This window comes from Thiomicrorhabdus sp., assembly GCF_963662555.1.
Classification (GTDB): domain Bacteria; phylum Pseudomonadota; class Gammaproteobacteria; order Thiomicrospirales; family Thiomicrospiraceae; genus Thiomicrorhabdus.
The window spans coordinates 968,875-980,636 of record NZ_OY759719.1 but is presented as its reverse complement, the minus strand read 5'-3'; the positions used below and the strand labels follow the sequence as shown (position 1 = coordinate 980,636).

Here is an 11,762-nt window from a genome sequence, read left to right as displayed (position 1 = left end):
ACTTACTTACCTATCACCAGAACTTTTACATCAGAAGTAACATCACTATCGGTTACATACCCAATAGCCCCTGGCGTGCTTTTCACTTTTTGCAACATTTCTTGTACATTCTTAACAACCGTAGGTGTGCGACCTGTACCCGTAAAAATGAGTCTATTCCATAATCTCTCAAGCTGGTGAGGTTGTATTTTCATTTTAGAAATCACAAATTGATGATGTACTTTAGAATTAGAAGGAAATGTGAATACTCTGACAGGCTGGCCGTCATTCCAGTTCTTGATTTGCATTGCATAGATACGGCCTAAAGTTTGAGCATCTATATCCTCTGCTTGAACTGATGGGTTTACAATAACCACGCTAGCTGCATGACTTATCCCAATATTGAGCCATATCAATATGGCTAAAAATACTCCACGTTTTAAGTAGGAGTTTTTAAGTAAAGTTAAAATCAAGATATACCCTGTTACTTAGAGTTTATTTAATAAATCAAAACAATAAATCAAAAACCTTTTGTATTAGCCACGAACTAAAGCGGCCTCAACCTCATTTCGTGTTTTCTCATCCATTAACATCTGCAGCAATTCTAATGCAAAATCAATCGCTGTTCCTGGGCCACGAGAAGTCACGATATTTCCATCAGTTACCACTGGGGTATTGATATATTGCATACCATTAGCAGGATTTTGATCAATAACCCCTGGATAACTTGTTGCTTTTCTATTATCAAGAAGCCCCGCTGTTACCAATACTTTGGGTGCGGCACAAATTGCAGCGGTAATGCCTTGGTTTAATGCAGTTTGTTTTAATAAGGCAATAATTCTTTGGTCCGAATTTAAGTAATCCGCTCCAGGTAATCCGCCTGGTAAAACAATCATGTCAAAAGACTCTTCTAAAACCTCATCTAAAGTTTTATTAGCAATCAATTGCACGCCACGACTGGCCGTAATGACCTTATTTTTGTCTAAACTTGCTGAAATGACATCAACGCCACCTCTAACAAGAATATCAATAATAGTTACCGCTTCTAACTCTTCACAACCTTGTGCTAAAGGAACCAACACTTTCTTAGTCATAACAACAGAACCTTAGTTTGTTTTAGCCATTTTTTGAGCAAGAGCCATTGCCTTAACTAAACGTAAAGCCTCATTTAACTCATAGTCTTTATCTAATAAAGTATTCAGTTCTTTAGCTGCTTTGGTTTTTTTATCATCTTTGCTATTTTTAGCGTTTTCTTCAACATCACTATTTTCTAAATGACCCGCTAAATCACTTTCTTTAATATTAGTGACATCATTTTTGTCGACTTTTTCAACTTTAACCAAATCAATTTCTACGTCAGGTTTAATCCCTTCAGCCTGAATAGAACGGCCTGATGGAGTGTAATAACGTGCCGTTGTGACTTTTATAGCAGCACCATTATTTAATTGCATAAGTGTTTGTACAGAACCTTTACCAAAACTGGTTCTACCTGCAATAATTGCTCTTTTATCATCTTGCAGAGCTCCGGCAACAATTTCAGATGCCGAAGCCGAGCCTTCATTGATTAATACAACAATTGGCTTACCATTCATTATGTCGCCTTTTTCGGCTTCAAAACGCATTTTAGAATTTTTGATTCGGCCTTCTGTATAGACAATCAACCCCTTATCAATAAACGCATCTGAAACCTGAACAGCTGCATTTAAAACACCACCTGGGTTATTACGCAAATCAAGTACTAAACCTTCTAACGGTGCTCCATTTTCTTTATCTAATTTTTTAATGGCTTGAATTAAATCTGGACCTGTTCTCATTTGAAACTGACTGATTCTGACGTAACCAATATGGTCTTTTAGCATTTTTTGTTTAATGCTTTTTACTTTAATCACTGCACGAGTAATCTCAATTTGCAAAGGTTTATCTTCACCTTTACGAACAATCGTTAACATTAATTTGGTGCCTGGCTTACCGCGCATGACTTTAACAGCATCACTTAACGTTTTACCTTTAACAGGTTCTTTACCCAACTTGATAATTAAATCACCTGCTTTAATACCTGCTTTTTGGGCAGGAGTATCATCGATAGGCGAAATCACTTTTACAAAGCCATCTTCCATACCTACTTCCATACCAAGGCCACCAAATTCACCTCGGGTATGTTCTTCCATATCTTTAAAATCTTTAGGCGGAAGATATGCAGAGTGAGGGTCTAAGCTAGCTAACATGCCGCTAATTGCACCTTCTAAAAGTTTTTTATCATCAATCTTATCAACGTAGTCATGTGAAACTCGTTCAAAAACCTCAACAAAGGCACGCAGTTCATCTAACGGTAAAGCTACTTGTTCACTTTGAGTAGCGGGTTCAGCCTCTTTATCTGCCCAAACGGTGGTTCCTATAGCAATCAAAGCTCCTAATACAACGCCCGAGCCTATTAACATGACTTTTTTTAGTCCAGTTGTGTTCACACTACTCTCCATAAATATTTGTTTTTCCATTCTACTATCAATTTGCAATGCAACTAAAACGGTGTTCCCAAAAATAATTTGTCCATTATAAATTAACTTTAGGTGACAGATTGAAGGGAATTCATATAGAATTCAAGGTAATTCCCCTATATTTAACATACTAAAAACAAAAGAAAAACAACATGACAACTCAAGATAGTTCATTTTTTGAAATGAAAGAAGACAACATTAACAAAGCATCCAAAGCACTAAAAGCAATGGGACACCCACTGCGTCTAAAAATACTATGTGTAATAGGCCAACAAGAACTTCCTGTGATGGACATTGTTAAACAAGTCGGCACTACCCAGAGCAATATCTCTCAACATATTGACATCCTTCGTGAAAAAGAGATTATTACCTCAAGAAGAGAGGGGAGCAAAATCCTTTGTAAAGTAAGAGACCATAACATTCTTTTACTTATGGAAGCGATGCAAGAAACTTTCTGCCCTGTTGAAAAGCAAAGTTCGTAATTTGAAGCTTTGGAGCTATTTCTTTGTAAAACTTCATTGCTTTTGATTTTCAACGATTTTTTTAAAGCTAATCATTTTTTTATTTGACTGAATGTTTTCAAACATCTTCAGTTTAGGTTTTAGGCAAAGCTTAAATTTATTTCAATTGTTTTTAAACTTATCAATTTGAAATCGCACAATATTTGTCTTTTGTTTGATTAAAAATAACAGCAACGGTATTAATTTGGTTAAACCATTAGACTTTTAGAATTAAATTAATCATAGATTCAAATAGTTACAAAAAATCAGGTTAACTCTAAATCTAATGCATAAGGAACTTTTGCTAGAATGCAGGACAAACTCTCTAATGCCGCACAAATTTATACTAAATCGCTTGTTCCCTCGATTCCTGAAGAGATTATTAAACTTAAAGAAGAGTTAAATAAAAAATACCCTAATACCGTCACTATCGCTAACCTAATTAGCCACAATCCAGAACTGCTGGGTAACTTTTTAACCTTAGTCAATACAAATATCACCAATGAAAAAACAGAAATTAAAGATGCTAAAGCTGCAGTAAATGTTTTAGGTCTTGATGAAATCTACAATATATTTCTGTCTAGCAGTCTTACCAATATCATCGCCCAATCCCCAACAGAAAAAGCCATACTCTTACATGGCTCAAAGGTTGGTTTAGCTTGTGCTGAACTCTCATACTGGGTTTTTGATGTTTCACGATCTGAAGCCTATATGGCAGGTTTAATGCAAAATGTAGGAGCCATATATTTCTCACGTGCAGAGCCAGATACCTACATAGATTTATACAAATCACAGCTATCAAACCCCATTTCAGGCTACACTTCTGAATTAGAAAAATATGACACAAGTCACGCTTTTGTAGGCACATTTATAGCCAAAAAATGGAATATTAATATCGATGTCTATAAATCAATACTGCTACACCATGACACTGATTTTGCCAATAAACTTGAAAACAACCAAAAGGTACGTCATCTAGTTGCTCTTATAATGGTTGCCAACTTTATTGTCAGCTCCACTTCTGAAGACCAATACATAACCCAGGAACTTAAAGAATATAGAGACATGGGTCTTAGTCAGCTACAGCTTCCAGAAAACGCTTTAAAATCAGCCTATTCAGCCGTAAATAAGTGGGGAAATTCCATTGGTTTAACAACAGGAAGCCACTAACCTTTTACGACACTGCTCTTAGTAAAATATTTGCATCCAACCATACTAAGATAAGCCGAAGTTTTAAGATTTTGCTATTTTATGTTTATAATGACTGAGTATAAACAAACCACGCTAAAATTTTGTTAACAACTACCTTTAAAATATTAAATATTAATAATTTTGCATTGATTTCAGGATATTAAAGAACTTGGTTAGATTTACTTTAGTCATATTTTTGTTACAAACATTTTCGACTTCCGCGTCTGCATGGATGGGTATGTCTGAATTTAATAAAGCAGAAATGGCTCAAATGCATATTGTTCATCAAGTTATGTCACAAGAAAAGGTGCTCCCCTTTGAACAATCATCTTCAATGAAGACCCACAATCATATGGTTCTAATGGATTGTTGTGATGATAAAATGATGAAAGGCGATAGTTGTCATAACTTTTTTTGTCAATCATTTCATGTGACCAATTACTTTTATCCTTCAACGTTAGAAATAAATAACCTATCAACTAAATTTGACTTTGATATCCCTACAAACATCCAAGTTGTTTACTCAAACAGTCAGCCTGAAACACCTCCTCCTCTCGCTTAACTCCAGCGAATAGCACTCACTCCACCTATTTAAAAGCTTCATTTTAAAAATTGAAATGAATCTGTGTGCTTTCGCTCAAAAAATAATTTTGATTTTAATTTTTTTAGGAGTTCGAGATGAAAAATCCAGTGTATCCCAATAAGCAAAATTCTATAAAAGACTCTATACATGAGTCTGTAAACAGTCCTATAAATCGCCGTCAATTTGTTCGCGGCATTGCCTTATCATCTATCGCTTCAGCAGTAGCTACGCATATTCCTTCTGCTTTTGCTAATGGCGAATTTTCTGCAATTAAGACCACCAATAAAAAACCTAAACATCCCGTTTTAATAGGCTCTGAATTCAACTTAACAATAGGCGAAAAACGAGTCAACATTACTGGAAAACCGAGCATAGCTAAGGTTGTTAATAATTCACTACCAGCTCCAACATTAGTCTGGCAGGAAGGTGATACAGTTACCATTCACGTCAAAAATGAACTTACAGTATCTACTTCTCTTCACTGGCATGGCATTATTTTGCCAACAGAAATGGATGGCGTACCTGGTTTTAGTTTTGACGGTATCAAACCAGGTGAAACCTTTACCTATCAATTTAAAGTTCAACAGAATGGAACCTACTGGTATCACAGTCATACAGGTTACCAAGAACAATCTGGAGTTTACGGTTCTATAGTTATCTTACCCAAAGACCCACAACCCATAGATTCCGACTATGACTTTGTTATTCAACTTTCTGATTGGTCTGATACTGCACCAGAGACGATCTATGCCAACCTTAAAAAGATGGGAAGTTATTACAACTTTAGTGAAAGAACCGTTGGCGACTTTTGGGATGAAGTCAAACAAAACGGATTTTTTAAGGCCTGGAATAATAGAAAGATGTGGAATGAAATGCGCATGTCTGATCGTGATATTTCAGATGTTACAGGTGCAACGTACACTTATTTAATGAATGGATTATCTCCTAACGCCCACTGGAGAACGGTCGTTGAATCAGGGAAAAAAGTGAGATTACGCTTTATTAATAGCTCAGCAATGACTTTTTTTGATATCAGAATTCCAGGTTTAAAAATCAAGATAGTCGCCGCTGATGGCAACTTAATTCAACCTATAGAGGTTGATGAGTTTCGGATGGGAGTTGCAGAAGTCTATGACGTGATTATAGAACCAGATACACAAAAGCAACCTTATGCTATTTTTGCACAAGCCATCGATCGTTCTGGATATGCCATTGGCTCAATCACTTCAGATCCTAATCAAATTGCAGAAACGCCAAAAATGGATCCTAAACCAATCCTCACCATGAAAGACATGGGAATGAGTCATAACATGTCTGATATGAAAGGCATGGAGGATATGAGTAATATGAATATGAGCCATTCATCTCACGATATGTCTGGTATGAAAGATATGGGTGGAATGGAGATGAGCCATTCACCTCACGACATGTCGGGCATGAAGGGTATGAATATGGACCATTCTTCTCATGATATGTCTGACATGAAGGGTATGCACTCATCATATAACAACCCTCAAATGAACATGGAAATGGATAACATGGTTATTCCAATGGACATGAATCCCAAACTGCCACAAATACAAGTTCCCAGAAAAGATGGCCCCCAAATAGATATGCGATCTATGGGAGCTAGCTATCAATTAGATGATCCAGGTGTTGGCTTAAGAAACAATGGTAGAAAAGTACTAACCTATGCGGACTTAAAAAACCTATACCCTACTCGCAACGAGCCTAAACCGACTAAAGAACTTATATTACACCTCACAGGTAATATGGAACGTTATATGTGGTCAATCGATGGAATACCTTTTGATGAAGCACCACCTTTAAAATTTAAATATGGTGAGCGAATTCGCATTACCTTTATAAACGACACAATGATGAATCACCCAATGCATTTGCATGGTTTATGGAGTGATTTAGAAAATGGAGATGAAAACCACATACCTAGAAAACACACCATTATTGTACAACCAGGCTCAAAAATAAGTTACCGCGTCACTATGGATGCTAAAGGTGACTGGGCATTCCACTGTCACATGCTGTACCACATGATGGGCATGTATAGACGCGTGCAAGTACGTTAATAAAGTTAAGTATTCTAGGAGAATTTACATGAAAGTAATATTGAACAAAGTCCAAAAAATGACACTACTATCAACCTTAACTATTGCATCACTTAACGTATATGCAGGCGGGGTGCGAGATCCATTGCTTACAAAAGTATTGGTAGAAAAATTTGAAATTAGCTCACAAGCCAACACACCTACTTCATGGGATGCAACGGCCTGGATTGGTAAAGATTGGCATAAACTGTATTTAAAAAGTGAAGGTGAAACAGTCAACGGCAAAACAGAATCTGAAAACCAATTACTTTATAGTCATCCAGTCGATAAATACTGGGATATTCAAGCAGGCTTAGGCTTTGATACAAAACCAGAGCATAATCAATCTTGGGGTATCATTGGGCTTCAAGGGTTAGCCCCCTATTTCTTTGAAACTAACGCTGATTTACTACTCAACGATAAGAATATTGGGCTAAGATTGAGTACCGAGTATGAAGCCTTATTTACTCAAAGACTCATTCTAACACCAAGTATTGCCATAAAAGCTTACACTTCAGATGACTCTAAAATGGCGATTGGTTCTGGACTATCCAGCACAGATTTATCAATTAGATTGCGGTATGAGTTCAACAGAAAGTTTGCACCCTATATTGGAATTAAATTTAATCAGCTCTATGGTACTACTGCAGACTATGCAAAAAATGAAGGAGGACAAACTTCTGAAGCAAGCGTGGTTGCGGGTTTAAGATTCTGGTTTTAAACATCTTCTCTTCTGCAGATAAAAAACGACTATTAAAATCCTGTGTTCGTAATTTTGATTGGACGTAATTTACAAAGAAAAAACTAAAGATGGTGGGCCCTCCCAGACTTGAACTGGGGACCTGCCGATTATGAGTCGGATGCTCTAACCAACTGAGCTAAGGGCCCTTTAGGGGATTTTTTAATTTACCAGGCCTGGTAAATTAAGTGGCGTTATTATAGCGACTAGAAAACACTTTGTGAATTGTTTCTATCAATATTTCAACATTACTCAGCATAAAGTAAAAAGGCCACGCTCTCAATTAAGAAAACGTGGCCTTTTTTATTAAAGAATAGCTAGATATTAATCTAAGAAACTCTTTAAACGCTCAGCACGACTCGGATGACGCAACTTACGTAATGCTTTTGCTTCAATCTGACGAATACGCTCACGTGTAACATCAAACTGCTTACCAACCTCTTCAAGCGTGTGATCTGTATTCATACTTAAACCAAAACGCATACGCAGTACTTTTGCTTCACGTGGAGTCAGAGTACTAAGCATTTCACGAACTGTTTCACTCATACCTTCTGAGTCAGCTGCATCTTGCGGTGATAAGATATTTGAATCTTCAATGAAATCACCTAATGATGAATCTTCATCATCTCCAATTGGAGTTTCCATAGAAATTGGTTCTTTAGCAATTTTCATTACTTTACGAATCTTATCTTCTGGCATTTCCATCTCTTCAGCCAACTCTTCTGGAGTAGGTTCACGCCCCATTTTTTGAAGTAACTGACGCTGAATACGATTTAATTTGTTAATCGTTTCAATCATATGCACCGGAATACGGATTGTACGAGCTTGGTCTGCAATTGAACGTGTAATAGCCTGACGAATCCACCAAGTAGCGTAAGTTGAGAACTTGTAACCACGACGGTATTCAAACTTATCAACCGCTTTCATTAGACCGATATTACCTTCCTGAATTAAGTCTAGGAACTGTAAACCACGGTTGGTATATTTCTTAGCAATAGAGATTACAAGACGTAAGTTTGCTTCAATCATTTCACGCTTAGCAATGCGGGCATTGTTTTCAGCTTTACTTAGGTCTTTATAAATGCCTTTGTATAACGAAATTGGCATTTTTTCAGATTTTTGAATCATCGCTAAACGTTTTTGAGCACGAGTAATTTCTGAACGTGCTTCTTCTAATTCAGCAGCTTTAGTTGGTGCCTTGGCAATCAGTGAATCAACTAATTCAGGACTGGTTTCAGAGCCAATAAAAATTTCTAAAAATGCCGCACGAGGCACTTTAATCTTACGCAATACGATATCGACAATGACTTTTTCTTGTTCACGAATTGCTTTAATTTTCTCTTTGATGCTTTTAATCATTCTATTTGAGAAAATTGGTGTAATTTTAACACCACGCAAATGTTCGACTACTTCATGACGCTTTTTAACCGCTTTAGCATCTTCAGAACCATATTTAGCTTCTGCTTCTAAAGCCGCCGCACTTAGTTTTTCAAGCTTGGCCAAAAAGGCTTCTAACTCTTCTTGGTTAATACCGTCTTCTTTAGGCTCATTGTTATCACTGTCTGGAGATAATTCTTCTACAGGAACATCAATTAAATCTTCTGGGCGAATAAAACCTTGCACAACATCAGCAATTTTTCCTTCACCAGCATCCATTTTAGAAAATGTGTCTAGAATAGAAACTGAAAAATTTGGGTACTTAGCAAGTGCATCCAACATATCGCGGATTCCCCACTCGATACGTTTAGCAATGTCAATCTCACCATGACGAGTTAACAGCTCAACTGATCCCATTTCACGCATGTACATACGTACTGGATCAGTTGTACGACCAAACTCACCATCAACCTCAGCAAGTGCTGTTAATGCAGCTTCTGCAGCTGCGTCATCAAAAGCACCACCTTCTTGTGTTAGCAATTCATCTTCATCTGGCGGTGAATCAAATAACTTGATACCAAAATCTTTAATAATCGTTAAAACTTGGCCTAACTGATCTTCTTCAATATCGTCTGGCAAAACATCATTAACATCAGCAAACGTAAGGTAGCCTAACTCCTTCGCTCGCTCAATCAAATCTATTAACTGCTGCTTTCTTTCGACTTTTGTCATGCTTTGCCTCAAATAATGTTTCTATAATTCATTTTTTTAAAAAATCTATCTGCTTAATGCTTTACAGACAGAAAAAACAGAACCCGTAATTATACTAAATTTCTGCTCACTATGGGTAAAATTCTTCTTTTAAAATTAGCGGTTTAGCTTTTTATAGCAACCTGTTAAATTTACGATAATTAAACCGATTTATTTACTCTTAACTAATGCTTGTAGCTTTAGCATTTCATCAGGGTTCCATCCCGACTGCCCCAACTTTTTTTCATCTAGGTAGGTTGCTAAAGCCACAACATATATCTCAAACTCTGCCTGAATAAAAGCTTCGTCATCTGGAATATCTGAACTGTTTACCAAAGATAATTCAGGTTCATAACCCGCACTACTGACCTTATTCCAAGCAATGTTAGTATCAAAATTATTGCCTTGTAAGGTTTTTATGTAGCCACCTAAAGCTACATAGTCACGTTCACCTGACTTTACAAGGTCTTGTACAAACTCTTTTGCAAAAATCTCTGCCCAGGCAGGTCGTTTTACGAGCAATCTCAGCATTTTTAAGGGCAAAGTGACAATCGTAGATAGACTTTGTTCATCCGTTTTATTTTTACCAGGCCTGGTATTTTCATTTTTAAACCCTGCAAAACCTGATTTAACATTCATCTGTTTTTCAACACGCCAAGTCGGTAGATCCACCAAATTAGCAATGCCTTCCGCTAATAAAAACTGATATAAACCATGTGCAGATTGCACATAAGGTTCTGCCATTGAAACCAACTGCTGACGGCCTTCAATACTATTTACAGGAAAAGACAACTTACCCTGCAAACCTTGCATTAAAAATTCAGATAATGACAACGCATTAGACACTCGTTGATTAAAACCTTCTAACCCATCTTTTCTTACCATGGAATCTGGATCTTCACCATCGGGTAAAAACAAAAACTTAACAGATCGCTCTTTTTCCATCATCGGCAAAGCAAGTTCCAATGCTTTCCATGCCGCTTTAAGACCAGCGGAATCGCCATCAAAACAAAACACCACTTCATTCACTTGTCTAAACAGCAAATCTAAATGTTCAACAGTGGTTGCTGTTCCCAAAGTGGCAACAGCATTACGTATGCCAAACTGGGCAAGAGCAACCACATCCATATAGCCCTCAACCACCAAGATATTATCAAAGCTCTGTCGAGACTGACGCATCTCAAACAAACCGTATAGAGTATAACTTTTGTGAAAGATCGGTGTCTCTGGAGAATTTAGGTATTTGGGTTGATCATCACCCAATACTCGCCCCCCAAATGCAATCACTCGGCCACGACCATCGCGAATGGGAAACATAATCCTATGACGAAAACGGTCATAACTTTTCTTATCATCTTTTTCTACCAACAAACCAACTTCGACCAGCTGTTTTTGCAAAGTAGCATCAGCCTTTAAACCAGAAACAAGACTATCCCACCCTGGTGGTGCAAAACCAATCACAAATTCTTTGGCAATTTCAGCACTTAAACCACGTTGTTTTAAATAGTTTTTTGCTTCTGCTGATTGAGGGTGATCACGAAGTTGATGGCGATAGAATTTAGCAGCAAGATGCATAACATCATATAGGTCACGCTGTTTTTGCTGTTTAATTTGTTGGGCTTTTTGTTGTGCTGGAGTTTGCTGTTCACGTGGGACTTGCATGCCATATTGAGCAGCTAAAGATTCAACAGCTTCAACAAAAGAAAGGCCGTCATATTCCATAAGAAATTTGAGAGCGTCTCCACTCGCACCACAACCAAAACAGTGATAAAACTGTTTGCTAGGGCTAACATTAAACGATGGACTTTTTTCATCGTGAAAAGGACAACAGGCCTTATAGGAAGAACCTGCTTTCTTAAGAGGTACACGTTGGTTTATGACTTGCACAACATCGGCTCGAGCCAATAAAGACTCGATAAATGAACGTGGGATAGAACCACTTTGCTCAGCCATACTCACACCTTATCCACAGAGTGTACACACCTTTTTACACAGGCCTTAAAACCAAAAAAACCCGCTAGCGAAACACTAACGGGTTTTATA

General features: G+C 37.3%; 10 protein-coding genes and 1 tRNA gene. 5 read left to right on the top strand and 6 right to left on the bottom strand.

Going from position 1 to position 11,762, the window contains the following annotated elements; genetic code table 11:
- Nucleotides 1-2: 2 nt before the first annotated feature.
- From ACORJQ_RS04185 to ACORJQ_RS04175, 3 genes are all read right to left on the bottom strand, one after another.
- Entirely contained in the window at nt 3-356 is a 354-nt protein-coding gene (locus ACORJQ_RS04185) for a substrate-binding domain-containing protein (protein WP_321326276.1), read from the bottom strand.
- Nucleotides 357-515: 159 nt separating this feature from the next.
- Nucleotides 516-1,073 carry a DJ-1 family glyoxalase III gene (locus ACORJQ_RS04180; protein ID WP_321326274.1) on the bottom strand — a complete coding sequence of 186 codons (558 nt, stop codon included), beginning with the start codon at nt 1,071-1,073 and terminating at the stop codon, nt 516-518.
- 12 nt (nt 1,074-1,085) lie between these two features.
- Nucleotides 1,086-2,417 (bottom strand): S41 family peptidase, encoded by a 1,332-nt coding sequence (locus ACORJQ_RS04175; protein WP_321326844.1) that lies wholly within the window; start codon nt 2,415-2,417, stop codon nt 1,086-1,088.
- 209 nt (nt 2,418-2,626) lie between these two features.
- Between ACORJQ_RS04175 and ACORJQ_RS04170 the strand changes: the two genes are divergently transcribed.
- From ACORJQ_RS04170 to ACORJQ_RS04150, 5 genes are all read left to right on the top strand, one after another.
- Nucleotides 2,627-2,956 carry an ArsR/SmtB family transcription factor gene (locus ACORJQ_RS04170; protein ID WP_321326272.1) on the top strand — a complete coding sequence of 110 codons (330 nt, stop codon included), beginning with the start codon at nt 2,627-2,629 and terminating at the stop codon, nt 2,954-2,956.
- A gap of 327 nt (nt 2,957-3,283) precedes the next feature.
- Nucleotides 3,284-4,144, top strand: coding sequence for an HDOD domain-containing protein (locus tag ACORJQ_RS04165; protein WP_321326270.1), 861 nt, complete (start codon nt 3,284-3,286; stop codon nt 4,142-4,144).
- Nucleotides 4,145-4,361: 217 nt separating this feature from the next.
- Complete coding sequence (locus ACORJQ_RS04160; RefSeq protein ID WP_321326268.1) at nt 4,362-4,727, top strand: hypothetical protein; 366 nt, start codon at nt 4,362-4,364, stop codon at nt 4,725-4,727.
- A gap of 116 nt (nt 4,728-4,843) precedes the next feature.
- Nucleotides 4,844-6,835: a copper resistance system multicopper oxidase gene (locus ACORJQ_RS04155; protein WP_321326266.1), complete on the top strand. Its 1,992-nt coding sequence runs from the start codon at nt 4,844-4,846 to the stop codon at nt 6,833-6,835.
- Between the two features lie 28 nt (nt 6,836-6,863).
- Nucleotides 6,864-7,574, top strand: a complete 711-nt coding sequence (locus tag ACORJQ_RS04150; protein WP_321326265.1) for a copper resistance protein B — start codon at nt 6,864-6,866, stop codon at nt 7,572-7,574.
- Nucleotides 7,575-7,664: 90 nt separating this feature from the next.
- On the opposite strand, the gene ACORJQ_RS04145 is transcribed toward ACORJQ_RS04150, so the two are convergent.
- From ACORJQ_RS04145 to dnaG, 3 genes are all read right to left on the bottom strand, one after another.
- Nucleotides 7,665-7,741, bottom strand: a tRNA-Ile gene (locus tag ACORJQ_RS04145).
- Nucleotides 7,742-7,916: 175 nt separating this feature from the next.
- A complete protein-coding gene (rpoD, locus tag ACORJQ_RS04140; protein WP_321326263.1) occupies nt 7,917-9,701 on the bottom strand; it encodes an RNA polymerase sigma factor RpoD in 1,785 nt (594 codons plus the stop codon).
- A 189-nt stretch (nt 9,702-9,890) separates the two neighbouring features.
- The gene (gene dnaG / locus ACORJQ_RS04135; RefSeq protein ID WP_321326261.1) at nt 9,891-11,672 is read right to left on the bottom strand and encodes a DNA primase; all 1,782 of its coding nucleotides are present in this window, start codon (nt 11,670-11,672) and stop codon (nt 9,891-9,893) included.
- Nucleotides 11,673-11,762: the final 90 nt, after the last annotated feature.

Bases quoted from the DNA above. Each gene is read 5' to 3' on its own strand.
- ACORJQ_RS04180 (WP_321326274.1), bottom strand. From the start codon at position 1,073: ATGACTAAGAAAGTGTTGGTTCCTTTAGCACAAGGTTGTGAAGAGTTA.
- ACORJQ_RS04175 (WP_321326844.1), bottom strand. From the start codon at position 2,417: ATGTTAATAGGCTCGGGCGTTGTATTAGGAGCTTTGATTGCTATAGGA.
- ACORJQ_RS04170 (WP_321326272.1), top strand. From the start codon at position 2,627: ATGACAACTCAAGATAGTTCATTTTTTGAAATGAAAGAAGACAACATT.
- ACORJQ_RS04165 (WP_321326270.1), top strand. From the start codon at position 3,284: ATGCAGGACAAACTCTCTAATGCCGCACAAATTTATACTAAATCGCTT.
- ACORJQ_RS04155 (WP_321326266.1), top strand. From the start codon at position 4,844: ATGAAAAATCCAGTGTATCCCAATAAGCAAAATTCTATAAAAGACTCT.
- ACORJQ_RS04150 (WP_321326265.1), top strand. From the start codon at position 6,864: ATGAAAGTAATATTGAACAAAGTCCAAAAAATGACACTACTATCAACC.
- rpoD (WP_321326263.1), bottom strand. From the start codon at position 9,701: ATGACAAAAGTCGAAAGAAAGCAGCAGTTAATAGATTTGATTGAGCGA.
- dnaG (WP_321326261.1), bottom strand. From the start codon at position 11,672: ATGGCTGAGCAAAGTGGTTCTATCCCACGTTCATTTATCGAGTCTTTA.